This window comes from Qipengyuania sp. R86523 (assembly GCF_044596365.1).
Taxonomy (GTDB): domain Bacteria; phylum Pseudomonadota; class Alphaproteobacteria; order Sphingomonadales; family Sphingomonadaceae; genus Qipengyuania; species Qipengyuania citrea.
On the sequence record NZ_CP138997.1, the window covers coordinates 166,864 to 193,401 of the forward strand.

Sequence of the window (26,538 nt, forward strand, 5' to 3'; positions counted from 1 at the left end):
CGCACATATGGGGAACGCGGGCGGCAGGCGCAACGGTGCTTGCCTCGCGCAGCCCGGCTGCTAGCCTCCTGCCTCGACCAGAAGGAGGGATTTTCCATGCGCCGTATCGTGACTGCCGCTGTCGCCAGCTTTACTCTCGCCGCTTGCGGAGGGGGCACCGCCGATGCCGACGGCGATGGCGAGATCAGCATGGAAGAGGCCGCTGCGCAGACCGCAGACATGGTCCGCCCGCTTCCCGGCCAGTATCGCGCCACGGTCGAATTCGTGGATGTCGAACTGCCCGGGGCGCCGCAGCAGGTGCAGGACATGATGCGCGGGATGCTCGACCAGGGGCCGCAGACGCACGAATACTGCCTCACCGCCGAAGAGGCCGAGAAGGGCTTCGAGGAAATGGCGCGGCAAGCGCAGGAAGACGGCGACGATTGCAGCTTCGAGAAGTTCGACGCATCGGGCGGCCAGATCGATGCGGTCATGAATTGCGAAGTCGAAGGGCAAGGCGCCGCACGGATGACCATGAAGGGCAGGGGCGGCGAAACCTCGTCGGAAATGACCATGACGATGGATGCCGAGGCGCCCGGCGGACAGACGATGACCATGACCATGAACAGTTCACAGGAGCGCATCGGCAACTGTGACGCTTAGAAGACCGGGAAGCTTTAAGGGGAGCTAAACCGTCCACGGTGCATTATTACACCGTGATGGCAGCGTTACCGTTCAAAGACACCGCACTCATCGACCGCGAGGAACTGGCCCGGCGCTGGGCGTTGGCGGCCGAACCTTGTCCCGATGATGCCCGCGGCCCGCGCTGGCAATTGCTGCTGCGCGAATTGCTGTGGCCGCTCGAACCGGTCCGCCGCGCGCTGGGCAAGCCGCTGGAGGTTGCCGCTGCCGCGCATCCCAGGACCGTGATGCTACTGCCCGGCTTCGGTGCGCATCCGATCCGCATGCGGTGGATGGCCCGCCATCTCGAACGCGCCGGCCATACGGCCAAGAAATGGGGCCTCGGCTACAATCTCGGCGCGACCGAGTCCCGCTTTCGCCAGGTCGAGGAACGGCTGGTCGATCTGTACCGCCGCACGGGCGAACCGATCCATCTGGTCGGCTGGAGCCTGGGCGGGGTTATGGCGCGCGAAATCGCCAAGCAGCATCCCGACAAGGTCGCCAAGGTCATCACCATGGGATCGCCCTTCTCGGGCAGCCCGCGGGCCAACAATGGCTGGCGCGCCTATCAGGCGATCGCCGGGCACCGCGTCGACGAGCCGGAAATCGATACCGTGCTGCATGAAAAGCCGGCGGTGGAAACCGTCGCGTTCTGGAGTCCGAAGGACGGCGTGGTCCATCCGCGGGCGGCCTGCGGGCGTGCCGGCGAACGCGATCGCGCAGTGGCGCTGCGCTGTTCGCACATGGGGTTCGTGCTGACGCATGAAGCGGTGGAAGCGGTGCTGGACGAACTCGACCGCGACTGACGGGCGGTTGGCGGCTTCTGCCTCCCTGTCCCGTCAGCGGCAGTAATTGCCCTTGCCGTATTCCAAATGGAAATGATCGTGATGCGCGCGGTTGTAATCGGGGCCGAGCACGGTCCCGAAGCGCTTGCACGCGCTCTTGTGGACGACCCGCAGGAATTCCCTCTCCTCGCGCGAGGCGTTCCACCCCGACAGCACCGACACGCGCCGCCCATCGGCTAGCACGAAGGCCGAAACGTCGATCGCCTCGGCGCGTGAATGCGCGCTGCGGCGCGCCGTGCCCGCGACATTGCGGCACGAATAGCTGCCCATGGTCTCGATCCGCTGCAGTGGGCTGCCGAGGATCTGGCGCGCCGCCCGATCGACGCCGAAGCGCGCCCATCCGACAAAATTGTTCGCCAGCGGACAGGCCACTGCGCCGAGATTGGTCACGGTGAAATGATCGCGATCGCCGCCGACGCCTTCCAGCCTAACGCTGTTGGCGGTCGAACAGCCCTGGCCGTAGAACTTGTCGGGCAGCGGGATGAAGCGCGATCCGGTCATGCCCAGTTCGGCGTGGCACTGCCGCGCCTCAGGGCGGGCGGTGCTGATCGCCGGCGAACCGGCCTGCCGCATGCCGCGATCGGCGGTCTTGCTGTCGGGTACGACGCCGCATCCCGCCAGGATCAGGAGGAGGAGAGCAATGGCGGGATGCGGTCGCATGCCGCGATTATTCCCTCGACATCGTTAACATAGCGCTAACGATGTTCGTGCTGACTAAGCGGGGGCCTGCACCTGCTGCCACAGCTCGATCTTCACCCCGTCGGGATCGAGGATCCAGGCGAACTTGCCATAGCCTTCATCGACATGGCCGAGCACCTCGACGCCCTTGGCTTCGATCTGCGCCACCATGCCGTCGCAATCGTCGACGCGCAGGTTGATCATGAACCCGCCGCGCCCCGGCTTGACGTATTGGTCGTCGGGAAAATGGCTGATCAGCGAATAGGGCTTGTCGCCGGTTTCTTCGGACCAGTCTAGCTGCGGCCCGTATTCGCCGTCGATCCCCAGCACGTCGCGATACCATGCGCGCGTGGCGGCGGGGTCTTCCACCACGTAGAAGACCCCGCCCAGTCCGGTTACCTTGGCCATGTCGCTCTCCTTGTCAGGCGACCCTCAATAGCCCGATGCCTGCCCGTCCTTGCGCATTTCGGTGGCCCCCGTCAGCACGCCCGTTGCGGGATCGCGCGCGATTGCCTGGTAGCCGCCGAACATGATGCCGTTGTCGACCACTTCGACCGTATGGCCCATGGCGCGCAGCTGCGCGATCAATTCCGCCGGAATGCCGGGTTCGACATACAGCGTGCCCAGCGGATCGGCCGAGGGCCCGGCCAGTGCCTCGGTCGGCTGGCGGCCGCCGTCATGGTTGAAGCGCGCGGCATCGCCGGCTTCCTGCAGGTTCATGCCGTAATCGACGATGTTGACCAGCACCTGCACGTGACCCTGCGGCTGCATGCCGCCGCCCATCAGGCCCAGCGTCATATAAGGCTGGCCGTCCTTCTTCACGAAGGCGGGAATGATCGTGTGAAAGGGGCGCTTGCCCGGTTCGTAGGCATTGGGATGCGCCGGATCGAGGCTGAACAATTCGCCCCGGTCCTGGAACATGAAGCCCGTGCCGGGCGCCACCAGCCCGCCGCCCATGCCGCGATAATTCGACTGGATCAGGCTGACCATCATCCCTTCGCCATCGACGACGGTGAGATAGGTGGTGTCGCCTTCACCCTCGAGCTTGGGCGCGACCTCGATCTCGCCCGGCGCGAATTCGGGTGTGGCCTTGGCGGGGTCGATCAGCTTGAAGCGTTCGGCGCCGTAATCCTCGCCGAGCAGTTGGGCGGGGATGGCGGCGAAGTCGGGATCGGCATAGAAGCGCGCGACATCGGCATAGGCGAGCCGTTTCGCCTCGACCATGTAATGCAGCGCTTCCGCGCTGCCGCGTTCCCATTGCGACAGGTCGATATTCTTCAGGATGTTGACCATCTGCAGCGCGGCGAAACCCTGGCTGTTGGGCGGCAATTCGCACAATTCGTAGCCATCCTTGTAACCCACGCAGGCGGGTTCGACCCATTCGCTGCTGTGCCCGGCGAAATCGGCGCGGGTGAAGGCGCTGCCCTGCGCCCGCAGGTAATCGATCATGCCATCGGTCAGCGCGCTGTCGTAGAAGGCATCGCGCCCGTCGCGGGCGATCGCCTCGAGCGTGTCGGCCAGGTCCGGATTGCGGAAGATCTCGCCAGCCTCGGGCGCATTGCCATCGGCGAACCAGACCTGGCGCGCATTGCTGAAATCGAACTGGTCCTCGCGCGCCGAATAGGCCTTGAGCGAGCGGGCGAGATACATGCCGATGACCGGCGCGATCGGGTGGCCTTCGCGGGCATAGCTGATGGTCGGTGCCAGGTTGGCCGCCATGCTGCGCCGGCCGAAGCGTTCGTGCATCGCGAACCATGCGTCGACTGTCCCGGGCACGGTGATCGGCAGCGCGCCATAGGGCGGGAGCGCCTCGGCCTCGCCCAGCTTTTCGCGCAATTGCGCGAGCGTCTGGTTCTGCGGGCTGCGGCCCGAGCCGTTGATGCCGTGCAATTCGCCGGTCGCCGGGTCGTAGATAATGGCGAACAGATCGCCGCCGATCCCGTTGCCGGTGGGTTCCATCAGGCCCAGCGCGGCATTGGCGGCGATCGCCGCATCGACCGCGCTGCCGCCGTCCTTGAGCACATCGAGCGCGATCTGCGTCGCCAGCGGATGCGCGGTCGCCGCCATGCCGTGCTGCGCGATCACCGGGCTGCGCGCCCAGTTGGCGCCGACCGGACGGCCGCCGCCGCCGATCTGTTCCTCGACCGCGGGCCGCTCGGCGGTGTCCTGCGCGGTGGCCGGGATGGCGGTGAGGGCGAAGGCTGCAACGCCCGCCAGTAATGCTCGCATGTCCGTCTCCTGAATTTTGCAGACGGTGTGACGAATGCGCGTCAGGCTGGCAAGGGGCGGTCGCTGCTTCCGGCGGTTGCCTTGCTGACCAGGAAGATGGCCAGCCAGGCGGCGATGAAGCCGGGGACGATTTCGTACAATCCCTGGTCCATGCCCGGGAGCGCCGCGTTCCAGCCCAGTGCGATCCACGCGATGACCACTGCCGCACCGGTGACGAGGCCCGCAACGGCGCCGGCACCCGTCATCCGGTCCCATGTCAGCGAAAGGATGATCAGCGGGCCGAAGGCGGCGCCGAAGCCTGCCCAGGCGTTGGAGACGAGGCCGAGCACTTGGCTGTCGGGATCGCTGGCGATGATGATCGCCGCGATCGCGACCAGCGCCACGCAAATGCGGCCGACATTGACGCTTTCACGCTCGGATGCATGGCGGCGGAAGAACAGCTTGTAGAAATCCTCGGTCAGCGAGCTCGAGGCGACCAGCAGCTGCGAGCTGATCGTCGACATGATCGCGGCGAGCAGCGCGGCCAGCAGGAAGCCGGTGATCAGCGGGTGGAACAGCAGGTTGGCGAGCACGATGAAGATCGTCTCGGGATCCTCGACGACGATGCCGTTGCGTTCGGCATAGGCGCGGCCGGCGATGCCGATGCCGATCGAACCGAGCAGCGCCACGCCCATCCAGGTCATCCCGATATTGCGCGCCGGGCGCACCTTGGCGACCGTGTCGATCGCCATGAAGCGCACGATGATGTGCGGCTGGCCGAAATAGCCCAGGCCCCATGTTACCGCGCTGATGAAGCCGATCAGCGTCAGGCCGTTGGTCAGGCTCAGGAAGCCGTCGACCGGTACGTCGGTCAGCGATCCACCCGCGCTGCCGCCTTCGCCGAACATCACCACCAGCGGCATCACCGCCAGCGCGACGACCATGATCAGGCCCTGCACGAAATCGGTGAGGCTGACCGCGAGGAAGCCGCCGACCATCGTATAGGCCAGCACCACCAGCGCGGTGATCCAGATGCCGAGCATGTAATCGCTCATGCCGATATCGCCGAACAGGCTGGCAAAGCTGGTTTCGAACAATTTGCCGCCGCCGACCAGGCCAGCGGCGGTATAGACCGCGAAGAACACCACCACGATCAGCGCCGAGATCACGCGCAGCGCCACTGCCTTGTCGGGGAAGCGGTTGGCGAGGAATTCGGGGATGGTCAGCGCATTTCCGTAGCTTTCGGTCTGCGCCCGCAGCCGCGGCGCGACCACGAACCAGTTGGCCAGCGCACCGACAAACAGGCCGATCCCGATCCACGCCTCGACCAGGCCGCTGGCATAGAGCGCGCCGGGCAGGCCGAGCAGCAGCCAGCCGCTCATGTCCGACGCGCCCGCGCTCAGCGCGGCGACTGCCGGTGGCAGGTTGCGTCCGGCGAGCAGATACCCCTCGCTGGTGTCGGTCGAACGCTTCCATGCCCACAGGCCGATGGCGATCATCAGAACGAAATATAAGGCGAGTGAAATATATGTTCCCGTCTGCATGGGCGGGGCATCTAACAGATGCATGGTGCACTTGCCACTGCTGCGATTGCGCCGCTGCGCAGCCCGTCCGCCGGGGAGGGGGCCATAAACGCTGTTGCACATATGAGACACTTTGACGCCGGCGCCGAACGGCGGTGGAACGGCTTGGCGACCCACGCGTCTAGCGGACAACAGGGTCCAAATAACTCAAAGGTTTTTCAATGAAAAATTCGACAATTCTGGCCACCGCGATTCTCGCGGGTCTCGTTGCTCAGCCTGCTTACGCGCAGGATGCCGATCCCGATTTCTTCAACGGCGTCTATGTCGGCGGCAGCTTCGGGCTCGACGGGCTCGACGACGAAGCGGGCGAAGGCATCGTCTTCGACACCGATGGCGACGGCGAGTTTGGCGACACGGTCCGCACCACGACCGGCGCCAATGCGTTCGGCCCCGGCTTCTGCAACGGCATTGCCAACGGCCCGCGTGCCGCCGACGGCTGCAGCGACGACAAGTCGCGCTTCGGCTACGGCGTCCGCATCGGTTTCGACCAGCGCATCGGCGATGGCCCGATCGTGGCCGGCCTGCTGGTCGAAGGCGCGATGTCGGATTCGGAAGAATATTCGAACGGCTTCAGCACCACTCCGGCGAGCTACACCTTCAAGCGCGAGCTCGACAAGTCGGTCGCACTGCGTGGCCGTCTGGGCGTTTCGCCCGGCAGCGGCCGCGGTCTGATCTACGTCACCGGCGGTCTCGCCTATGCCGATATCGACCATGATTTCATCACCACCAACGGCGCCAATTCCTTCACCATGACGGATGATGACGATTGGCAGCTGGGCGGCCAGATCGGCGCCGGCGGCGAACTCTACCTGTTCGACAATGTCTCGCTCGGTCTCGAATATCTGTATTCGCGCTATGACGACAACGACGCCTATGTCGTGGTCGGCGCGGGGAGCGCACCGGCGACCAACCCGTTCCTGCTCGATTCGGGCCAGACGGGCCTGCGCCCCTCGGATCCGAACTTCGACATCCATTCGATCCGCACGACGCTGAACTTCCGCTTCTGAGCGAAGTCCTAGCCGAAACGAAAAGGGCCACCTTCGCGGTGGCCCTTTTTTTGTCTGCTGTCGGCGCGGCGGTTACTGCGCGGCGCGTTTCGCGCGCTTGCGCTCGTGCGGGTCGAGGATCGCCTTGCGCAGGCGGATGTTCTCGGGTGTCACTTCGACCATTTCGTCATCGTCGATATAGGCGATCGCCTGTTCCAGCGTCATCACTCGCGGCGGGGTCAGCCGGATGGCGTCGTCCTTGCCGGTCGAGCGGAAGTTGGTCAGCTGCTTCGACTTCATCGGATTGACTTCGAGATCGTCGGGCTTGGCGTTTTCGCCGATGATCATGCCTTCGTAGATCTTCGCCTGCGGACGGATGAACAGTTCGCCGCGGTCTTCGAGCGCGTTGAGCGCATAGCCGACCGCTTCGCCCGGGACCATCGAGATCAGCACGCCGTTCTGGCGGCCCTCGATCACGCCGCGATAGGTGTCGTACTTCTCGAACAGGCGGTTCATGATGCCCGTGCCGCGCGTGTCGGACAGGAATTCGCCGTGATAGCCAATCAGCCCGCGCGACGGCGCGGAGAAGGTGATGCGGGTCTTGCCCTGGCCCGAGGGGCGCATTTCGGTAAGCTCGGCCTTGCGGCGCTGCATCTTCTCGACGACCGTACCCGAATGCTCGTCATCGACGTCGATGACGACCGTTTCGAACGGTTCCATGCGCTGGCCGTTCTCTTCACGGAACAGCACGCGCGGACGCGAAATGCCGAGCTCGAAGCCTTCGCGGCGCATCGTTTCGATGAGCACGCCAAGCTGCAGCTCGCCGCGGCCGGCCACTTCGAAGCTGTCCTTGTCGGCGCTTTCGGTGATGCGGATCGCGACATTGGTTTCCGCTTCGCGATACAGGCGATCGCGGATCATGCGGCTGGTGACCTTGCTGCCTTCGCGGCCGGCAAGCGGGCTGTCGTTGACCGAGAACTGCATCGCCAGCGTGGGCGGATCGATCGGCTGCGCGGCGATCGGCGTTTTCACGACCGGATCGGCGATGGTGTTGGACACGGTTGCCTTTTCAAGGCCGGCAAGCGCGATGATGTCGCCCGCCTCGGCATGTTCGACGGGGACCCGCTCGAGCCCGTCGAACGCCAGCAGCTTGGTCGCGCGGCCGACTTCGACGACATTGCCGTCGGGGTCGAGCGCATGGATCGGGTCGTTGACGTCGATCTTGCCCGACTGGACGCGGCCGGTCAGCACGCGGCCCATGAAGTTGTCGCGGTCGAGCAGCGTCGCGAGGAAGCTGAACGGCGCTTCGGTGTCGAGCCCGGGGGCGGGCACGTGGTCGACGATCAGCTTGAACAGCGGCTCGAGATTGCCTTCGCGCGCATGCTCGTCCTCGCTTGCATAGCCGTCGCGGCCCGAGGCCCACAGGCTGGGGAAGTCGAGCTGGTCGTCATTTGCATCGAGATTGGCGAAGAGATCGAACACTTCGTCGAGCACTTCCTGCGGGCGCGCATCGCCGCGGTCGATCTTGTTGACCACGACGATCGGGCGCAGGCCCAGCGCAAGCGCCTTGCCGGTGACGAACTTGGTCTGCGGCATGGGGCCTTCGGCGCTGTCGACCAGCAGGATGACGCCATCGACCATCGACAGGATGCGTTCGACCTCGGCGCCGAAGTCAGCGTGGCCCGGCGTGTCGACGATGTTGATGCGGGTGCCGTTCCATTCGACGCTGGTGCACTTGGCGAGAATGGTGATCCCGCGTTCTTTTTCCAGATCGTTCGAATCCATCGCGCGTTCTTCGACGCGCTGGTTGTCGCGGAAGGTGCCCGATTGGCGGAAGAGCTGGTCGACAAGAGTGGTCTTGCCGTGGTCGACGTGGGCGATGATCGCCACGTTGCGCAGGTCGCGGGACATGGATTGTGCTTTCTATTGGCGTGCCGTAGCGTCAACGCATGGTGGGCACGAGACGTTTCGGGCGCGCCCCTAGCCGAGTTGCTGCATTGCGACAAGATGTTGTGGTGTAACGTCAAAGTCACAGTCGCCGGATGAGCTATCATCGCCGCCGCTAAATGCTTGAGAGGCTGGGCAAGTCTGGTAATCGGCCGCAGCTTGCGTGATTTTGGGGACTGCGCAGCAGACCAAAAATACGTCTTGAGAGAAGAGGACCATTCATGAAATTCAATGCTTTCGGCCGTTCCGCGTCCGTTCGTACCGCCCTGATGGCAGGTGCTGCCGCCATGGTGCTGCCCGCTGCAGCGCAGGCGCAGGATGCCGAAGACGAAGCCGATGACAGCGCCGTTGCCGCACCGGCCAACAGCAATGTCATCATCGTTACCGCCACCAAGCGCGAACAGACGCTGCAGGAAACGCCCGTCGCCGTCAGCGTGACCAGCTCGGAAGCGATTGAGCAGGCCCAGATCCGCGACGTCGCCGACCTTGCCACGCTGGTTCCCTCGCTGCGCGTCAGCCAGAACCAGAGCTCGTTCGCCACCAGCTATTCGGTCCGCGGGTTCGGCACCGACGGCAACAACATCGGTCTCGAACCGTCGGTCGCGATGTTCGTCGACGGCGTCTATCGCAGCCGCGCGGTATCGCAGATCTCCGACCTGCCCGACATCCAGCGTGTCGAGGTCCTGCGCGGCCCGCAGTCGACCCTGTTCGGCAAGAACGCCAGCGCCGGCGTGATCTCGATCGTCACCAAGGAACCGCAGTTCGACTTCGGCGGCATGGTCGAAGCCAGCTACGGCAATTACGACGCAATGGTCGTCAAGGGCTTCGTCACCGGTCCGATCAGCGATTCCTTCGCGTTCAGCGTGGGCGGCGGCATCAACAAGCGTGACGGCTTCCTGACCAACGGCGCCAATGGCGACGACATCAACGACCGCGATCGCTGGTTCACCCGCGGCCAGCTGCTGTTCGACAACGGCGGCCCGCTGCGTGTCCGCGTGATCGGCGATTACGACAAGATCGAAGAGCGCTGCTGCGGCGTGCTCAACGTGGCGCCCTCGGCCGAAATCGGTGCGATCCAGCTGCTCGGCGGCCAGGTCAACGATTTCCGCAACAACCCCGATGGCGATGTCGTGTTCACCGATGTCGATCCGATCAACAACGTCGAGAACTACGGCATCTCGGGCCAGGTCGATTACAACTTCGGCGCGCTGGGGCTGACCTCGATCACCGCCTATCGCAAGACCCAGCTGGGGGCCGACCAGGACGTCGACTTCACCAGCCTGCCTGCCGTGAGCGGTGCGAACATCGGCGATGCCGACATCGAAACCTTCACCCAGGAACTGCGGATCGCCTCGGATTTCGACGGCCCGTTCAACTTCCTGATCGGCGGTTACTATTTCGACGAGCGCGTCGATACCTCGGACCAGATCGTCTACGGCAGCGCCTTCCGTCCCTACGCCAACCTGCTCCTGCAGGGTGCGACCGGTGGAACGCAGACCGTCAATTCGCTTGAAGCCACGCTGTCGGCGCTCAACGGCACCGATTACACCGGCCAGTTCTTCGCCGAAGGCCAGGGCTTCTTCAACAACATCGTCCAGGACAACGAAGCGTTCTCGATCTTCGGTAATGTCGATTTCGAGATCACCGACCGGCTGGTGCTGACGCTTGGCGCCAACTACACCAAGGACAAGAAGCAGATCGTCACCAATTCGACGAGCACCGATGTGTTCTCGAACATCGATCTGGTGTCCTCGGGCAATCGGGCGATCTTCGCTCAGGGCCTGGCCACGCAGGTCGGCACGCTGCTCGGTCTCGGCCGTCCGGCCAGCCAGACCGAAATCGGTGCCTTCGCTGCGGCCAACCCGGCTGCCTTCGGCCAGGTTTCGGCAGGCGTGCAGGCCTTTGCCGACGCCAACCAGGCGGACCCGTCGGTCAACCCGTTCCTGGCGCTCAATCCGTTCCAGTTCCTGCCGCCGATGCAGAACTGCCCGAACGCGGTCGAGGATTGCTCGACCAATGATGACGACTGGAGCTGGAACGTCCGTCTGGCTTACGAAGTCTCGCCGACGCTCAACGTCTATGCCAGCTGGGCGACCGGCTACAAGGCGCCGAGCTTCAACCTGTCGCGTGACAGCCGTCCGCTGCCGGCCGATTTCGCCGCGCTGCAGGCCCAGGGCCTTGCGGTCACCAACCTGCGTCCGGGCACCCGCTTCGCCAACGCCGAGAATTCGGAAGTCTACGAAGTCGGCATCAAGGGCAATTGGGACCGTGCCGCAGCGAACCTGACCTTCTTCCAGCAGGCGATCGAGGATTTCCAGGCGAACACCTTCACCGGTACGTCGTTCATCCTGTCGAATGCGGGCAAGCAGGAAACCTTCGGGATCGAATTCGACGGCCAGGTCTACGCCAGCGACGCGCTGACGCTGAGCGTGGCGATGACCTATCTCGATGCACAGTACGACAGCTTCGTCGCTTCGCCGGTGGGCGATCTGACGGGCGAACCGGTTGCCGGCGTACCCGAACTGTCGGCCGTGTTCGGCGCGCAGTACAACCAGGAAATCAACTCGCGCGGTGACCGGGTCATCCTGCGGGGCGACTTCTCCTATGCATCGCCGGTGCAGGTCGTGGATGGCCTGACCAACTACATCGTGATCGATCCGGTCACCGGTGAACGCGACTTCGGTCCGGCGCGTGCCGCGGCCGCTGCGTACAAGCGCGAGGTCAACAGCCTCAACGCATCGTTCACCTATGCCTTCGACATGGGTCTGGAACTGACCGTGTGGGGCCGCAACCTGCTCGACGACCGTTACCTGACCACGGTCTTCCCGGCAGTGGCACAGGGCAGAGCGATCTCGGGTTACCCGAACCAGCCGCGCACCTACGGTGTGGCAGCCCGCTTCCGCTTCTAAACGAAGCGAACAATCGAACAGGGGAAGGGGGCCTGCGGGCCCCCTTTTCTTTGCCTGAGGCGGATTCCGCAGCGCTGGTCCGTAAGTGCCGATTGCCATTCGCTGGGATAGAAGCAACGCAGGGTGCCCACTCGGCCTTGCGGCCGATCTCCAGCCTCAGGCTGCTATCGTGGAATGGCGTAAGAGAGGCCGGCCGTTTTGATGCCGGGGCGGTGGGGCCTGCCCCGCCGCGCAACCCGCCGCGAAGCCCCGAGTTAGAGCGTCCGCAGCGCCTGCGCGGGCTTGGCGCGCAGCAGGGGCAGCGAGGCGCCCAGCGCGAAGGCCAGTACAGTGACGATGCCAAGGCCCAGGACGGCCAGCACCACCCCCCAGTCGGGCAGCCAGTCGAATTCGAACAGCTGCGTGATGACCAGCCATGCAGCGAGGCTGCCGATACCCAGCGCGACCAGCGCCAGCGCCCCGGCCAGCGCGACATATTCGATCAGCTGCATCACGAGGATCTGGCGGCGGTCCGCGCCGAGCACGCGCAACACCACCGTGTCGTAGGTCCGCGCGGCGCGCGCCGCGGCTATTGCGCCGAGCAGGACGGCAAGCCCGGCCAGTACCGCGACGCTGGCCGCCGCCAATGTGGCGAGGCCCACCTGTTCGAGGATCGTGCGGGCCTGTTCGAGCACGCCGCCCACCTCGATCACCGAAGTGGAAGGCAATGCGGCCACCAGCGACTGGAGCAGCGGACCGGTCGGCGTTCCCGCGCTCAGCTGGATGGTGGCGGCCAGATTGTGCGGGGCATCGCGCAGCGCGTTGGGGCTCAGCACGAAGACGTAATTGAAGCCGAGGCTTTCCCAGTCGATCCGGCGGAGATTGGCGACGCGCACGGTGCGTTCCACGCCCAGCACGCCGAAGGTCATCAGATCGCCGATTTCCAGACCTGCGGCCTGCGCGAAATCCTCGTCGAGGGACACCAGCGGTTCGCCTTCGTACATCGGTCCCCACCAGCTACCGGCGGTCAGTTCGTTTCCGTTAGGCAGAGCGTCGGCATAGGTCAGCCCGCGTTCGCCGCGCAGGGCCCAGGCGCCATCGGGGATCTCCTCGAGCTCGGCCGTGCGGGTCATCGCCGTGTCATCGCCGAAGGCCAGCACCGAGCCGCGCAGCGCGGGTACGGTGCGCCAGCTGGCATCGGGATCGGCTTCGCGCACCAGCGTCTCGAACTCGGTCACCTGGTCGCGCGGAATGTCGAGCACGAAGTAATCGGGCGCGCGGTCGGGTACGCGTTTGGCGATATTGCCGTCGATCGCGGTCTGCACCGCTGCGAGCAGGACGAAGGCGGCCAGCCCGAAACCCAGCGCGGTCACCAATGCGCCGGTCGAACTGCCCGGTCGGTGGAGGTTGGCCAGCGCATTGCGCGCAATCGGGCTGCGCGGGCGCGGGATGGCTCCCGCCAGCTTGCGGATGCCGAGGCCGATCAGCGCAAGAAGTCCCAGTACTGCGGCTGCACCGGCGAGGAAGCCGGCAGACAGCAGGGGATTGCTGGATGTCAGCAGGGCCAGCGCGATGATCGCGGCCAGCCCGCCGCCGACCAGCACCAGCGCCTTGGGATCGCGCGCCAGCGGGGCCACGCGCGAACGCATCAGCGCCATGGCCGGAAACTGCCGCGCGCGCAGCAGGGGCGGGGCAGCGAACACCAGTGCCACCAGCATGCCGTAAGCCAGCGCGAGCAGGATCGCCCCGGGATCGATCACCACGCTGCTCGACACGGGCAGCAGGCCCTGCAGCGCGGTCGCGAGGAGCGGGACGAGCGCGACCCCGACCACGATCCCCGCCAGGCTTCCGGCCAGCGAGGCTGCGACGATCTGCAAGGCATAGATGCGGGCGATGTCGCTGCTCGATGCGCCGAGAATCTTGAGCGTGGCGATGCCCTGCCGTCGGGCGTCGAGATAGGAGGTCACGCCGCCGCCGATGCCGATCCCGGCAATGACCAGCGCGGCGAGCCCGACCAGCGTGAGGAATTCGCTCATCCGGTCGACGAAACGGTCAGTGCCCGGCGCGGCGCGGTCGGCGGTGTCGATGTCGAAACCGGCTTCGGGGAAGCGGTTTTCGAGCTGTTCCTCGACGGCTTCGAGATCGCGGCCTTGGTCGAACCGGACGCGGGTCTTCGACTGGTACATCGAACCGGGCGCAATCAGCCCCGCACGCATCGGCAGGTCTTCGGCCACGATGACCGTCGGGCCGAGCTGGAAACCTTCGCCAAGGCGATCGGGTTCGGTCTCGATAATACCGCCCACGCGCAGCGTCTCGGTGCCGATCGCGATCGCCGCGCCGAGGGCGACGCCCAGCCGGTCGGCGGCGCCCTGCGACAACCATGCCTGACCCGCGGGAGGCGCGCCGACCGAGCGGCCGTCGGTTAGCGTCAGTTCGCCATAGAGCGGATAGGCACTGTCGATGGCCTTGAGTTCGATCGGGGCGGCCTTGTCGTCGAACCGCGCCATTGCCTGCAGGCGCGTGCCGGCAGAAACATCGCCCAGTTCCTCCAGCGCGCCGCGTTCATCGGGGGACAGCCCCCGCTGCCACAGTTCGATCTGCAGATCGCCGCCGAGATATTCGCGGCCGTTGGCCTCGATCTCGCCTTCGATCGCCGCGGTCAGCGAACCAATGGCAGCAAGCGCGCCCGTGCCAAGGAACAGGCACACCAGCAGCAGCCGCAGCCCCTTGAACCGGGCATTGAGGTCGCGCCGCGCAATGCGCCGCGCAATGCGCCATGCAGTCGCCCAGCTCATGCGGCAGTGTCGCTCGCAATGCGTCCGTCGGCAAGCGTGAGCACGCGTTCGCAATGCTGTGCCAGTTCGGGGTCATGCGTGATGACCAGCAGCGTGGCGCCGGTTTCGGCGCGGCGCGCGAACAGCAGTTCGACGATTTCGTGCCCCGTGGCAGCATCGAGATTGCCGGTGGGTTCGTCGGCGAAAATCAGGTCGGGGCGGGCGGCGATGGCACGCGCAATGGCGACCCGCTGCTGTTCGCCGCCCGAAAGCTGCTGCGGATAGTGATCGAGCCGGTGGCCGAGGCCGACCGCTTCCAGTTCGCTGCGCGCGCGGACCTGCGCGTCGTCTGCGCCGGCGAGTTCCATCGGCGTGGCGACATTTTCGAGTGCGGTCATCGTCGGCAGCAGGTGGAAGGCCTGCAGCACGATCCCGATCCGCCCGCGCCGGGCATGCGCCAGCGCATCTTCGTCCATCGTCGCGAAATCGGCACCGGCCACCTGCAGGCTGCCGCCGCTGGCGCGCTCGAGACCCGACAGCACGGCCATCAACGAGCTTTTGCCCGAGCCCGAGGGGCCGAGCAGCGCGACGGTCGATCCCCGGGCGATGTCCAGATCGATACCGCGCAGGATATCGACCGGCGCTTCGCGCGTGCCGAGTGAAAGGGTGAGGTTGCGGGCGGAAATCGCGGGTTGAGAGTTGGTCACAGTGCTGCGATGGCAGGCAGCCCAAGGTTGCACAAGGAAACTCGCCGATGCGGATACGGCATTTATCGATAACGGTAATCGGTCTTTCGCTGGCTGCATGCGGGGACGGTGCCGAAGATGCGGTGGTGCCGGCGGAAGCGCAGGAGCAGGCGGTTGCCGCTGCCGAGCAGGAAGTCGCCGGGCCCGAGCGCCGTATCCTCGCGTTCGGGGACAGCCTCTTTGCCGGTTACGGGCTGGACGAGCAGCAGGGATACCCCGAACAGCTCGAGGATACGCTGCGCGCACGCGGCACAAATGCGCGCGTGATCGATGCCGGCGTATCGGGCGATACCAGCGCCGCGGGTCGCCAACGGCTGGCGTTCACGCTCGACGCGCAGGATACGCCGCCCGATCTGGTCATTCTCGAACTGGGCGGCAACGACATGCTGCGTGGTATCCAGCCCGACCAGACGCGCGCGAATTTCGCAGCCATGCTCGAGGAATTGCGCGCGCGGCAGATACCGGTGCTGCTGATGGGCATGCGCGCGCCGCCCAATTACGGAACCGAATACCAGCAGCAGTTCGACGCCCTCTATGCCGATCTGGCGCAGGAATACGGCACCGCGCTGGTGCCGTTCTGGCTCGAGAGCATCTATCAGGATCCCGCCCTGTTCCTCGACGATCGCATCCATCCGACCGCCGCGGGCATCGCCGCGCTGGTCGAAGATACGGTGGACGATGTGGAACGGGTCCTGCCGCAGGAGTAGCGCGGCCCGCCCGCAGGCGCAGGTCAGAGGCGTTCGACGCCGCCTGCGTCGACCCGCCATACCGCCGCATCCGCCGCAATGCTGCTGAAGGGGGCCATCTCGGTTCCGGTCATCCAGACCTGCGCGCCGCTGGTGCGCAACTGGTCGAACAGCGCGGCACGGCGCACCGGATCGAGATGCGCCGCAACCTCGTCGAGCAGCAGCAGGCTGGCGCGACCTTCCGCGGCCAGCGCGGCATGCGCCAGCGTCATCGCGACCAGCATCGCCTTTTGTTCGCCGGTCGAGCTTTGCGCGGCAGGCACGCGCTTGGCCGCATGGATGACATCGAGCTCGTCGCGATGCGGCCCCGCCAGCGTGCGCTGCGCCGCACGGTCGCGCCTGCGATTGTCGAACAGCGCCTGAGACAGGCCATCGGCATGCGCCGGAGCGCCCGGGGCGTATGTCAGGGCCGGCCGGGCGAAGGGCTCGGCAGGCATGGTGGCGAGCCGCACGGCCAGCGTGTCGACCAATGTGGCGCGGCCCTGCATCAGCGCGGCGCCATGCTGGACCATCTGCGCTTCGACCGCATCGAGCCAGGCACTTTCGGGTTCGCGCAGGTCGGACAGCAGGCGATTGCGTTCGCGCAGCGCGGCGTCGTAACGCGCGGCATGGCTGGCATGCGCAGGGTCGAGCGCAAGTGCGAGCCGGTCCACGTACCGGCGCCGGTCGCCAGCCGGACCAGTGAAGATCCCGTCCATCGCCGGCGTGAGCCACGTCACTGCCATCCATTCGCCAAGGCCGGTGGCACTGCTGTCGGCGCCGTTGATCCGCACCCGGCGCCGCGCGGGCAGGGGGCTGTCGGTGTATGTCGCCAGCCGGACGGCCTCGCCCTGCTGCTGCCGCAGGCTGGCCCCGATCCCGAACCCAGTCTCGCCGCCGCTGCGCACCAGATCGGCCAGCGCCGCGCGGCGCAGCCCGCGCCCTGGCGCAAGCAGCGACAGCGCTTCGAGAATATTGGTCTTTCCTGCGCCGTTTTCACCAACCAGCAGGTTGAACTGCGTGGTCGCTTCCAGCTCGGTCGCGGCATGATTGCGGAAGTCGGTAAGGGAGATGCGATCGAGCGCCATGGGTCGCCAGCGCGATAGCGCGCCCTTCGTTCCGCCGCCACTCGAAACGGTAGATTCCAACAGTTGGTAAAAATCACCAACCTTTCGGATTGATGAACGGCGCCCAACGCGAGCGTTCAGGCAAAAACGCCGGATTCCTGCGCTTCTTGAAGTTTGGCACACCCGTTGCAAAGCATGGGGCAACCCGGATGACCGGGGGGAAACAAACCAAGGTTCAAGGAGATTACCCAATGTCCATTCTCGAAAACGCCAGCAGCCGCGCTCTCGCCGCCGTCTTCGCTTTCGGCGTGTCCGCCATGTTCATGGCCGCCGCCATCGTCCCCGCCAGCCCCGCCGGCCTGATCGCCTGATCACCCCGCGCATAACTCGAACGGAAAGGAACCAGACATGTTCAACTCGGACAACAGCAGCAAGCTCTTCGCAGCGGCGTTCTCGCTCGCGATTTCGGCGGCCTTCTTCGCCACCGCCATCATCCCCGCCTCGCCCAATGGTCTGATCGCATGAGCAAGCTCGAATTCCGCGAAGACGACCACGCCGTCCGCCCCGCCAAGAGCTTCGCGCTCGATCGCCGCAACGGCAAGCTGATGGGGGTTTGCTCCGGCATCGCCCGCTACTTCGGTATCGATGCCACCTGGGTCCGGATCGGCTTCGTCGCAGGAACGCTGCTGGGCTTTGGCAGCTTCATCCTGATCTACCTCGCGATCGGACTGATCGCAGACTGACCACGGCCTTCGCGCTGACCGTCCCGGTTTTCGTGCCGGTCGTGGCTCACATCGAGAGAAACCGGGAGGGGCCAAGCGGCCCCTCTTGTGCATCCGGCTTCGGCAGACATCACATTGCCGATATACCGCCGTCGAGCTTGATCTCGGCCCCGGTCATGAACCGGCTTTCATCGCTGGCCAGATAGACCACCGCATTGGCGATATCGTTGGGCTCTCCGACGAACTTCAGCGGGATCTGCCGCGCCAGCTTGTCCATCAGAACGCCCTTGTCGATATTGTGGTTCTTCGCCGTCCCGTCGAGGATGGGCGTGTCGACGAAGGTCGGGTGGACCGAATTGCAGCGGATCTGCATGTTGTTCTTCGCGCAATGCAGTGCGATCGACTTGCTCAGCATCCAGACCGAGGCCTTGCTGGCGTTGTAGGCCGGCATGGTGTCGCTGGCGATCAGCCCGGCGATGCTGGAGATGTTGACGATCGAACCCGGCGCATGTTCGCGCATCAGCGGCAGCGCCTTCTGGCAGCCGTGGAAGATCGAATCGACATTGATCGAGAAACAGCGCTTCCAGTCGTCGAAATCGCAGGTTTCGATATTGCCCGCCACGCCGATGCCCGCGTTGTTGACCAGGACATTCAGCCCGCCGAGATTGTCGCGCGCGGCATCGACCGCGGCTTCCCAGGCGGCCGGATCGGTCACGTCATGGGCGATCGAGAAGGCCGTGCCGGCGCCGATCGCGTCGTTGATCAGCTGCGCGGTTTCAGCTGCGCCTTCGCCGTTGATGTCGGTGCACAGCACCCGGGCGCCTTCCTCGGCCAGCCGCGTCGCATGCGCGCGTCCCAGTCCCTGCGCCGCGCCCGTAACGAGGGCCAGCTTGCCCGCACACCGTCCTGCCATGTCTCACTCTCCTGCCAGTATGTTCTGTCCCAGCAGCAAGAGCATGCGCACGTCGATCCCGCAACCATCGGCACGCTTTGCGTCGATAAAGCTGCGGATGTCGGCCAGCGGCACGCGGTGGACGGTGATGTTCTCCTCGCCCACGCCGCCGCCTGCTCCCACCTTGGCGAGATCGCGCGCGCGGACCAGCGTGAAGCTTTCGCTGACCATGCCGGGCGACGACCAGAAGCAGCCGAGGTCTTCGAGCACCGCGGCGCGGTAACCGGTTTCTTCCTCGAGCTCGCGCCCGGCGGCGGCGAGCGGATCCTCATCGCAGCGCCCGTCCTCGTCGCCGATCAGCCCCGCGGGGAGTTCGAGACAATACTGGCCCAGTGGCACCCGGTACTGCTCGACCAGCAGCACATGGTCATCGTCGTCGACGGCGAGGATCACTGCAGCGCGGATATTGCGCGGGCGCCCGACATATTCCCAGCGGCCGCGCGTCTTGGCGGTGATGTAATCGCCCTGCCAGACGATCCGCTCGTCGGCATCGTGGTCGGGGACGGGCACGATCAGACCTCGATCAGGCGATCGGGCAGTTCGTTCTCGTCATCCTCGGCGCGGGGGAAATGCTCGGACAGGACCTTGCCCACGTCGCGGACGCCCGCGGCGAGGCCCAGGGCGATATGGCCCTGCTTGATCTCCGCCAGCATGTCCGCCATCGCCTCGCCCCAGACCTCGGGGGGGACGATTTCGGCGATCGGCTGGTCGGCGACGATTTCCGCGCGGTGCTCACGCATCGACAGATACAGCAGCACGCCGGTGCGGCCATGCGTGCGGCGTTCCGCGCCGACCTTGAAATGCTTGATCGCGCGGGCATGCGCACGCGCGGTCTTCACCGGGCCCGGCGTCAGCGCAAAGCGCAGCGGATCCCAGCTCAGCAACAGCCAGCCGGCCACGAAAGCCACGAGACCGAGCGCAATGGTCATGCTGGCGAGTTCGCCGGTGGTCCACACATGCGACCAGCCGCCGACCAGCGCGTCCCACAGGTCCATGAAGGGCTGCGGCAGGACCGCGAACAGGCTCATGGCGGAGAATGCCAGCGCCGCGGCCCAGACCAGCACGACATCGTCATACGCATCGCTCCGGTCGGCCAGCACGGTAACGATCTCGCCGCTGGTGGTGAGTTCGGCCTCCGCGACCGCATTCGAAACGATCTCGTGATCGGATTGCGAGAGATATCCCATTACCACCCCCCGGAGGCGCCGCCGCCCCCGAAACTGCCACCGCCGCCGGAGAAGCCGCCGAAGCCGCCGCCGCTGCCACCAAAGCCGCCACCGCCGCCCCAGTCATCGCCGCCGACACCGCGCGCGATCGCCTTGCCGGCTTCCCACAGGATGATGTCGCCAACGACCCCGCCGACACCGCCGCGGCGATAGCGCCGCCGCCGGCCGCCGCTGAACATCGGCAGGATGAAAAAGAAGAATATGAAGCCCAGCCAGATCAGCGCGCCGATGGGAAAGCCGCCCTCGTTCTCCCGCGCGGCAGTGCGTTCCTGCGCGACGCGGGCCGCCTCTTCGGGGGGAAGTTCGAGCTGGGTGACGATCTCGTCGGCCGCCCAGGCGATCCCGCCCGAATAGTCGCCCTGCCGGAAATAGGGCTTCATGCCTTCGACATATTCGAAGGCGAGCCCGTCGGGAATGACGCCTTCGAGGCCATAGCCGACCTCGATGCGCATCTTGCGTTCGTTCGGCGCGACAATGAGCATTATGCCATCGTTGCGCTCCGCATCGCCCAGCGCCCATTCGCGGCCCAGCCGATAGCCATAGTCCGAGATATCGTAGCCCTGCAGGTCGGGGATGGTGGCGATCACGAACTGGCGCTGATTGTTTTCCTCGAACTGGTCGAGCTTCTGCGTCAGCGCCGCTTCGGTCGCGTCGTCGATGATGTTGGCGGCATCGACCACCGGCGCGGTGCCCCGCTCGGGGAAGTCCTGCGCGGCGGCGGGCAGGGCCAGGCCCAGCGCCGCCACCAGCGTCAGCATCGATTTCATCAGCAGGCGCATGTCAGCGCCCCTCAATTGGCCGCATCGTCATCCCCGCGCATGTTCAGCGTCGGCGCAACCTCGGCGCCTTCGGTCACTGCCGCATAGGGCACCATCGGTTCGGCGCCGTGGATGATGTTGGCACCGATCGTATCGGGGAAGGTGCGGATGGTCGTGTTATACTGGCGCACCGCCTCGTTGTAGTCGCGGATCGCCACGCGGATGCGGTTTTCCTGCCCTTCGATCTGCGTCATGAAGCGGCCGAAGTTTTCCTGGCTGCGCAGTTCGGGATAGGCTTCGACATTGGCCATCAGCCGCGACAGTGCGCCGCCGAAGGTGTTCTGTGCTTCCTGGTACTGTGCCATCTTGTCCGCATCGCCGAGATCATCACCGTCGAGCTGGATTTCCGGACGCGTCGCCGAGGCGCGCGCCTGGATCACCGATTCCAGCGTTTCGCGTTCCTGTTCGGCCGAGCTCATCACGATCTGTTCGAGATTGGGCACCAAATTGGCGCGTTCCTGAAACGCGGCTTCGACATCGGCCCACTTGGCCTTGGCCGTCTCTTCGGCCGCTGGCACCGAGTTAATTCCGCACGCCGACAGGACGAGGGCGGCGGCAGCAACGATGGAGGTGCGAAAGGCAACCAGGCGGTTCATGGAACATCCCTTTTGTGGTAAGTGTGTCTTGTCCAGATAGCACACCTTGGCCGCCATACAAGATTAACGCGGACTTTTCGCCGATCCTGTTTAAAGCGCAGACAGCGGCGTGATTCAGCATGAACGCGCCTGCGACCAGACAACCCTTTGGCGGAAAAATCAGGGGAAATGCATGTTCAAGGAATTCAAGGCCTTCATCGCGAAGGGCAATGTCATCGACCTTGCGGTGGCAGTGATCATCGCGGGCGCATTCGGCGCCATCGTCAGTTCGCTGACCGATGATATCATCATGCCGGTGATCGGCGCGATTTTCGGCGGGGCCGATTTCTCGAGCTATTTCATCTTGCTGAGCACGCCCGAAGGCTATGATGGGTCGCTGACCGACTATGCCGCGCTGAAGGAAGCGGGAGCCGCCATGATTGGCTATGGCGCATTCGTCACCGCGATCATCAATTTCGTGATCCTCGCCTTCATCATCTTCCTCCTGGTCCGCTATGCCAAGAAGGTCATGGCCGAACTCGAGGAAAAGAAGGCGGCTGCCGCGCCCGCGGGGCCGACCGAAATCGAGTTGCTGACCGAAATTCGCGACGCGCTGAAGAAATAGGCCGGTCGGCCAGGCGCCCGTATACACTTCACATTAAGCGGGCAGGGCCTATATGGGTCCTGCCCGTTTCGGCGGGCTATGGCGATAAATGGCGCTGTGCAATAGGTACAACGGACCCGGGGGCAGTACCCGGCGGCTCCACCACAAACCGCTTCATTGGCGGGTTATGACGGGGCCGAACTAGGATCGACGTGTGCTGAAAGACAGTGTTTTTGCTCGGGCTGAGTATCCCGTAAAAATGTTCACAACACACAAGTGCCAACGATAACGAAGCACTCGCTCTCGCAGCGTAATTTGACGGCCTAACGGCCTGAATTTACAAAGCTAAAGCGCGGTTGGACCCACCGGGCAACAGAAGCGGATTCCGGGGCTCCGGGGGTAGCTAGCAACAGAAACCCCCACCTTAGCCTTATCGAATTGTGCGATTTCCCGCTTGGCGCGGCTCAGGGCTGCAGGCCGGCTTTCTCTGCCGTGTCCGCGCCGGCTTCGCGTGCCTCGCGTTCGTAACGCAGCGCGTCGAGGATCTTGGCGCCGCCGAGAAAGACCGCACCAGCGGTTGCTGCAAACAGCAGGTAACCGCCGACACCGGGGTATTGAACCGTGTAGTGCGCGCCGCGAGTCATGGCGCCGAGGGCAAGCGCAAAGATGATCAGATACGCTTCGAAGCGCGTCTTGATCACGAACAGCCGTTTTACCCTCGTCAGCGAAATCGTCCGGTCTCCACGGTTAATCCCTAGGAACTGCAATTCCCGTGCCAGCGTCGCGTTCCCGCGACTCGCAATGGTTAATGCGTCATTGAGTGTAAGACCCGCCGACGCGGCGGTCCAGAGGCGGACGACCAAACCGGGTCAGGCGAGCTCATCTAGCGAGAGCACCGCGAGCAGCGCCTCGCGCGCTTCGATCACGGTCTTGGCCAGCTTTTCCGATCCGATTTCTTCCGGTTCGATCCGTTCGGGCCAGGCCTGGGCGATGACCGATTCGATCCGCTGCGCCTTGGCTTCGTCGAGCAGGAACCGTGCGTCGACCGTGGCGGGATCGGCCACCACCCGCAGCCGCAGGCATGCGGGCCCGCCGCCATTGGCCATCGACTGGCGGACATCGACGGGGATTACCTGCCGGATCGGTCCGTTCGAGGCGAGCATCCGTTCGCACCATGCCCAGACGCTGGCGCTCTCCTGGCATTCGCTTGGGACGACTAAGGCCATCTCTCCGCTCGGCAGGCTGACCAGCTGCGCGTTGAACAGATAGGTCCGGATCGCTTCCTCGAGCGATACCGCGCTGGCCGGCACTTCGACGACGTGCAGCGCCGGGAAGGCGGCGTGCATCGCTTCATAGGCATCCTTGCGATCGGCAAAGGCCTGTTCATGCGTGAACAACACGGTTTGGTTCGCAACCGCGACGACATCGTTGTGGAACGCGCCCGCCTCGATCGCGGCGGGGTTCTGTTCGATGAAGACGCAGCGCGCAGGATCGAGCCCGTGCTTGCGGGCCACGGCGCGGCTGGCCTGTTCGTGCTGGCGCGCGGGGAAGCGCCCGCCGGGCCGGCCATAGACGAATACCTCCACTCCGGGCTGCCCGTGGCTTTCGCACAGCCGCATGTGGTTGGCCGCGCCCTCGTCGCCGAAACTCGGCGGGACCGCATCGTGCACTGCGAAATGGCGGGTATCGCCGAAGGCGAGCTTCAGCTGCGCCTGCGTATCGCGCCATTCCTGGCCGCGGTGCAGCATGGTTACGAGATTGGCCGGGGTCAGGTGACAGCGCCCGTCCGCGGTATCGGGCGCGGGGCTGACCGTTGCGGCATTGGCGGTCCACATCGAACTGGCCGACCAGGCTGCGGCCAGCAGCGCTCGGTCGCTTGTGCCATCCACCGCGAGATCGTCCAGCAGTGCAAAATTGGGCCGCGGCAGCGGGAGCAGGAAGCCCTGCGCGAGCCCGCGTTCCATATTTGCGCGCATCTTCGCCATGCCTTGCAGCGCCGCGGCACGCGGATAGGAGGCGCTGCCCTTGTGGCTCGCGCTGGCGATATTGCCGAGACTGAGGCCGGCGTAATTGTGGCTCGGCCCGACGATGCCGTCGAAATTGATTTCCCTGAGCATATGCTATCCGTTCGGTTCGAGCGAAGTCGAAGGCCAGCCGCGCCGCCGCGTCCCGACTCCGTTGGACGCGCGCGGCCATGTTCCCGTCAGCGGGCGACGCTCCAGACTTCGTCGCCTTCGCCCACTTCGAGCGTTTGCGCAGCCATCGCGTCGATCGCGATCGATCCGTCCTCCGCAATTTCGCGCATGCCATAGACACTGCGGAAACTCGCCAGCGTGCCAGTGGCAATCAGCGCCCGTTCGCCGATGTCGAGATCGGTGTCCGAAACCTTGCCCGGCTGCGCCTTGCGCACGCTGCGCACCTGGCTGGTGCGCGCGGTCATCGTTGGCCCGCCGTCGAAAATGTCGACATAGCCTTCGGCGGCGAAGCCCTCGTTCTCCAGCATCCGCATGGCCGCCCGGCCGGAGGGGTGGGGCACGCCGATCACCTTCTTCGCCTCCTCGTCGAGCATCGCGATATAGACCGGATGCTTGGGCATGAGGTCGGCGATGAACTGGTTGCCGTTGATCGCATTAAAATAATCGGCTTCCTGGAAGGTCATGCCGAAGAACCTGCCGGCAACGCCGTCCCAGAAGGGCGAGCCGCCGCGGTCGTCGATCACGCCGCGCAATTCGGCAATGACGCGATCGGCAAAGCGCGCCCGGTGCATGGCGATGAACAGGTACCGGCTGCGCGCCAGCAGCAGGCCGAACCCGCCGGCACGTTCGGCGGGATGAAGGAACAGCCCGCCGACTTCCGAACAGCCCTCGAGGTCGGTGACGAGGCTGAGCAGTTCGGCGCGCACGGTCCGGTCGAGTTCCTGGCTGTGCTGCGTCAGCGTGGTCATGCGGTAACTGTAGAAGGGCCATTGCTGCCCCACCTGGCTGAACATTTGGCAGGTGCCCCGCACCTGGCCGGTCTCGGTGTTTTCCAGCACCAGCGTGAATTGGTCGTCGCCCAGATCGTCATAGGTACGCCCAAAGGCTTCCTCGGCGCGTTCCAGCTTGCGCGTCAGCGCGGTGCGGTCGGCGGGGAGGTTGGTGAAACCGCCGCCGGTCAGCTTGGCCATTTCGTAGAGTTGTTCGAGATCGGCGATTTGCGCGGCGCGCAGGCGAAAGGTCACAAAGGGTCTCCGGTCGAAAGCCTGGCCAGGACCAGCGCGGACAGGGCGGCGCGCTCGCGCAGGCTGGGCACGATCATGAATTCATCGGGCGAATGGATGGCGCCGCCGCGCACGCCCATCGTATCGACCACGGGCACGCCGGTGGCGGCGATATTGTTGCCGTCGCACACGCCGCCGGTGCTTTTCCAACCGATCTGCTGGCCCAGTTCGGCGCCGCATGTCTTGACGAGATCGAACAGCTTCTGCGCTTTGGTATCGACGGGTTTGGGTGGGCGCGTCACGCCGCCGTGGCGATGGATGGCAACCTCGAGTTCGCTGCGGATCGCATCGAGGATCGCGTCGAGCTGGCCGTCGAAGCGGTTCATCGCATCGGTCGATTGGGGGCGGATGTTGAAGCGCAGGATCGCCAGGTCGGGCACCACGTTGTTCGCACTGCCGCCTTCGATCTTGGCTGGGTTGACCGTGATGTCCCCGGCCTCGAGCGCCTTGATCCGCAGCACGAGGTCGCTGGCGGCGACGATGGCATTGCGGCCGTCATGCGGATTGCGCCCCGCATGCGCCGACTTGCCGGTGATTGTGATCGAGTAATTGCCCGTCCCGCCGCGCGCATGCGCCAGCGTGCCGTCGGGCAGCGCGCTGGGTTCGTAGGTCAGCGCGGCATATTTGCCGCGCGCCAGTTCCTCGATCAGCGTACGGCTGGCAAGACTGCCGGTTTCCTCGTCCGAATTGATCATCACGTCGTATCCCACGCGCGACGCGCCTGCCATCGTTTCGAAGGTCTTCAGCGTGTGGAGGATGACATTCAGCCCGCCTTTCATATCGGCGGTGCCGGGCCCGTTGATCGTCTCGTCGTCGAGCCAGCTGACCTGCTGGAAAGGATGATCCTCGGGGAAGACGGTATCCATGTGCCCCGTCAGCACGAAGCGCCGCTCCGCTTCCGGCCGCACGCGCAGCACCATGTGCCTGCCATGCGGCTTCTCGAACTCGCGGCCCTCGGGCGAGATCGCGGTGACCGTGGCGGGTTCGACCAGATCGACGTCGCCGGGCAGGGTGCTGAAGGCATCGGCGAGGATCCCCGCCATCCGGTCCAGCCCGGCGATATTGCCGGTGCCCGTGTTGATTGACGCCCAGTCCTGCACCTCGCGCAGCATCGTGTCGCCATCGATTGTGGCGAGCAGCGCTTGGGGGGCGGTATCCGGTTTCATGTGCAACGTCCTTAATCCTGCCTTGGCCCGAGTCCAGCCCGTGCCTTGCATTGATCAACGGCTGGCGGCATAGACCGTGCCACTCCTCCCCGGGTACGACATCGCCGTT

The 26,538-nt window shown here is 65.3% G+C and carries 26 protein-coding genes and 1 other RNA gene; 10 read left to right on the forward strand and 17 right to left on the reverse strand.

Annotation, left to right across the window (positions count from 1 at the left end; translation table 11 throughout):
- Positions 1 to 96: 96 nt before the first annotated feature.
- Complete coding sequence (locus SJY12_RS00900) at positions 97 to 642, forward strand: DUF3617 domain-containing protein (protein WP_397505690.1); 546 nt, start codon at positions 97 to 99, stop codon at positions 640 to 642.
- 38 nt (positions 643 to 680) lie between these two features.
- Positions 681 to 1,466, forward strand: a complete 786-nt coding sequence (locus SJY12_RS00905) for an alpha/beta fold hydrolase (protein ID WP_348032203.1) — start codon at positions 681 to 683, stop codon at positions 1,464 to 1,466.
- A 33-nt stretch (positions 1,467 to 1,499) separates the two neighbouring features.
- Here the strand turns inward: SJY12_RS00905 and SJY12_RS00910 are convergent, their stop codons facing one another.
- Genes SJY12_RS00910 through putP form a run of 4 tightly spaced genes read right to left on the reverse strand, consistent with a single transcriptional unit; the run spans position 1,500 to position 5,935 of the window.
- The gene (locus SJY12_RS00910) at positions 1,500 to 2,165 is read right to left on the reverse strand and encodes an extensin family protein (protein WP_397505691.1); all 666 of its coding nucleotides are present in this window, start codon (positions 2,163 to 2,165) and stop codon (positions 1,500 to 1,502) included.
- A 54-nt stretch (positions 2,166 to 2,219) separates the two neighbouring features.
- Positions 2,220 to 2,591 carry a VOC family protein gene (locus tag SJY12_RS00915; RefSeq protein WP_397505692.1) on the reverse strand — a complete coding sequence of 124 codons (372 nt, stop codon included), beginning with the start codon at positions 2,589 to 2,591 and terminating at the stop codon, positions 2,220 to 2,222.
- A 24-nt stretch (positions 2,592 to 2,615) separates the two neighbouring features.
- Complete coding sequence (gene ggt / locus SJY12_RS00920; protein ID WP_397505693.1) at positions 2,616 to 4,412, reverse strand: gamma-glutamyltransferase; 1,797 nt, start codon at positions 4,410 to 4,412, stop codon at positions 2,616 to 2,618.
- 41 nt (positions 4,413 to 4,453) lie between these two features.
- On the reverse strand, positions 4,454 to 5,935 hold the full coding sequence (gene putP, locus SJY12_RS00925) for a sodium/proline symporter PutP (protein WP_063511558.1): 1,482 nt from the start codon (positions 5,933 to 5,935) through the stop codon (positions 4,454 to 4,456).
- A 200-nt stretch (positions 5,936 to 6,135) separates the two neighbouring features.
- Here putP and SJY12_RS00930 point away from each other — a divergent pair, with 200 nt between their 5' ends.
- Positions 6,136 to 6,981 carry an outer membrane protein gene (locus tag SJY12_RS00930; protein WP_397505694.1) on the forward strand — a complete coding sequence of 282 codons (846 nt, stop codon included), beginning with the start codon at positions 6,136 to 6,138 and terminating at the stop codon, positions 6,979 to 6,981.
- A gap of 72 nt (positions 6,982 to 7,053) precedes the next feature.
- On the opposite strand, the gene typA is transcribed toward SJY12_RS00930, so the two are convergent.
- Entirely contained in the window at positions 7,054 to 8,871 is a 1,818-nt protein-coding gene (gene typA, locus SJY12_RS00935) for a translational GTPase TypA (protein WP_050600233.1), read from the reverse strand.
- Positions 8,872 to 9,128: 257 nt separating this feature from the next.
- Between typA and SJY12_RS00940 the strand changes: the two genes are divergently transcribed.
- Entirely contained in the window at positions 9,129 to 11,816 is a 2,688-nt protein-coding gene (locus tag SJY12_RS00940; protein WP_397505695.1) for a TonB-dependent receptor, read from the forward strand.
- A gap of 254 nt (positions 11,817 to 12,070) precedes the next feature.
- Here the strand turns inward: SJY12_RS00940 and SJY12_RS00945 are convergent, their stop codons facing one another.
- Both SJY12_RS00945 and SJY12_RS00950 read right to left on the reverse strand, forming a co-directional pair.
- Positions 12,071 to 14,590 carry an ABC transporter permease gene (locus tag SJY12_RS00945; protein ID WP_397505696.1) on the reverse strand — a complete coding sequence of 840 codons (2,520 nt, stop codon included), beginning with the start codon at positions 14,588 to 14,590 and terminating at the stop codon, positions 12,071 to 12,073.
- Positions 14,587 to 15,276, reverse strand: coding sequence for an ABC transporter ATP-binding protein (locus tag SJY12_RS00950; protein ID WP_050600236.1), 690 nt, complete (start codon positions 15,274 to 15,276; stop codon positions 14,587 to 14,589). Before SJY12_RS00950 ends, SJY12_RS00945 begins: the two co-directional genes overlap by 4 nt.
- 47 nt (positions 15,277 to 15,323) lie before the next feature.
- On the opposite strand from SJY12_RS00950, the gene SJY12_RS00955 reads away from it, so the two are divergent.
- Positions 15,324 to 16,022: an arylesterase gene (locus SJY12_RS00955; RefSeq protein ID WP_397505697.1), complete on the forward strand. Its 699-nt coding sequence runs from the start codon at positions 15,324 to 15,326 to the stop codon at positions 16,020 to 16,022.
- Positions 16,023 to 16,045: 23 nt separating this feature from the next.
- On the opposite strand, the gene recF is transcribed toward SJY12_RS00955, so the two are convergent.
- Positions 16,046 to 17,128, reverse strand: coding sequence for a DNA replication/repair protein RecF (gene recF / locus SJY12_RS00960; protein WP_397505698.1), 1,083 nt, complete (start codon positions 17,126 to 17,128; stop codon positions 16,046 to 16,048).
- Positions 17,129 to 17,358: 230 nt separating this feature from the next.
- Here recF and SJY12_RS00965 point away from each other — a divergent pair, with 230 nt between their 5' ends.
- The 3 genes from SJY12_RS00965 to SJY12_RS00975 are packed head-to-tail and all read left to right on the forward strand — an operon-like array spanning position 17,359 to position 17,850.
- Positions 17,359 to 17,478 (forward strand): recombination protein F, encoded by a 120-nt coding sequence (locus tag SJY12_RS00965; protein WP_082847459.1) that lies wholly within the window; start codon positions 17,359 to 17,361, stop codon positions 17,476 to 17,478.
- 37 nt (positions 17,479 to 17,515) lie between these two features.
- Positions 17,516 to 17,632, forward strand: a complete 117-nt coding sequence (locus tag SJY12_RS00970) for a recombination protein F (RefSeq protein WP_197458069.1) — start codon at positions 17,516 to 17,518, stop codon at positions 17,630 to 17,632.
- Complete coding sequence (locus SJY12_RS00975) at positions 17,629 to 17,850, forward strand: PspC domain-containing protein (RefSeq protein WP_050600239.1); 222 nt, start codon at positions 17,629 to 17,631, stop codon at positions 17,848 to 17,850. Before SJY12_RS00970 ends, SJY12_RS00975 begins: the two co-directional genes overlap by 4 nt.
- A gap of 109 nt (positions 17,851 to 17,959) precedes the next feature.
- Here the strand turns inward: SJY12_RS00975 and SJY12_RS00980 are convergent, their stop codons facing one another.
- From SJY12_RS00980 to SJY12_RS01000, 5 genes are read right to left on the reverse strand one after another with little or no spacing between them, the layout of a single operon-like run.
- The gene (locus tag SJY12_RS00980; protein WP_063505594.1) at positions 17,960 to 18,742 is read right to left on the reverse strand and encodes an SDR family oxidoreductase; all 783 of its coding nucleotides are present in this window, start codon (positions 18,740 to 18,742) and stop codon (positions 17,960 to 17,962) included.
- A 3-nt stretch (positions 18,743 to 18,745) separates the two neighbouring features.
- A complete protein-coding gene (locus tag SJY12_RS00985) occupies positions 18,746 to 19,291 on the reverse strand; it encodes an NUDIX hydrolase (RefSeq protein ID WP_397505699.1) in 546 nt (181 codons plus the stop codon).
- Between the two features lie 2 nt (positions 19,292 to 19,293).
- Positions 19,294 to 19,968: a TPM domain-containing protein gene (locus tag SJY12_RS00990; protein ID WP_230833438.1), complete on the reverse strand. Its 675-nt coding sequence runs from the start codon at positions 19,966 to 19,968 to the stop codon at positions 19,294 to 19,296.
- The gene (locus SJY12_RS00995) at positions 19,968 to 20,774 is read right to left on the reverse strand and encodes a TPM domain-containing protein (RefSeq protein WP_397505700.1); all 807 of its coding nucleotides are present in this window, start codon (positions 20,772 to 20,774) and stop codon (positions 19,968 to 19,970) included. The genes SJY12_RS00990 and SJY12_RS00995 overlap by 1 nt, the downstream gene beginning before the upstream one ends.
- Positions 20,775 to 20,797: 23 nt before the next feature.
- Positions 20,798 to 21,421 (reverse strand): LemA family protein, encoded by a 624-nt coding sequence (locus SJY12_RS01000; protein WP_160766527.1) that lies wholly within the window; start codon positions 21,419 to 21,421, stop codon positions 20,798 to 20,800.
- 172 nt (positions 21,422 to 21,593) lie between these two features.
- On the opposite strand from SJY12_RS01000, the gene mscL reads away from it, so the two are divergent.
- Positions 21,594 to 22,025, forward strand: coding sequence for a large conductance mechanosensitive channel protein MscL (gene mscL, locus SJY12_RS01005; protein WP_397505701.1), 432 nt, complete (start codon positions 21,594 to 21,596; stop codon positions 22,023 to 22,025).
- A 23-nt stretch (positions 22,026 to 22,048) separates the two neighbouring features.
- Positions 22,049 to 22,392, forward strand: a transfer-messenger RNA (tmRNA) gene (ssrA, locus tag SJY12_RS01010).
- A gap of 76 nt (positions 22,393 to 22,468) precedes the next feature.
- On the opposite strand, the gene SJY12_RS01015 is transcribed toward ssrA, so the two are convergent.
- The 4 genes from SJY12_RS01015 to SJY12_RS01030 form a co-directional block, all read right to left on the reverse strand.
- Entirely contained in the window at positions 22,469 to 22,729 is a 261-nt protein-coding gene (locus tag SJY12_RS01015) for a hypothetical protein (RefSeq protein WP_160767023.1), read from the reverse strand.
- A gap of 144 nt (positions 22,730 to 22,873) precedes the next feature.
- Entirely contained in the window at positions 22,874 to 24,121 is a 1,248-nt protein-coding gene (locus tag SJY12_RS01020; RefSeq protein WP_397505702.1) for an N-succinylarginine dihydrolase, read from the reverse strand.
- 86 nt (positions 24,122 to 24,207) lie between these two features.
- The gene (locus SJY12_RS01025; RefSeq protein WP_397505703.1) at positions 24,208 to 25,224 is read right to left on the reverse strand and encodes an arginine N-succinyltransferase; all 1,017 of its coding nucleotides are present in this window, start codon (positions 25,222 to 25,224) and stop codon (positions 24,208 to 24,210) included.
- On the reverse strand, positions 25,221 to 26,429 hold the full coding sequence (locus SJY12_RS01030) for a hydrolase (RefSeq protein ID WP_397505704.1): 1,209 nt from the start codon (positions 26,427 to 26,429) through the stop codon (positions 25,221 to 25,223). The genes SJY12_RS01025 and SJY12_RS01030 overlap by 4 nt, the downstream gene beginning before the upstream one ends.
- Between the last annotated feature and the right edge of the window lie 109 nt (positions 26,430 to 26,538).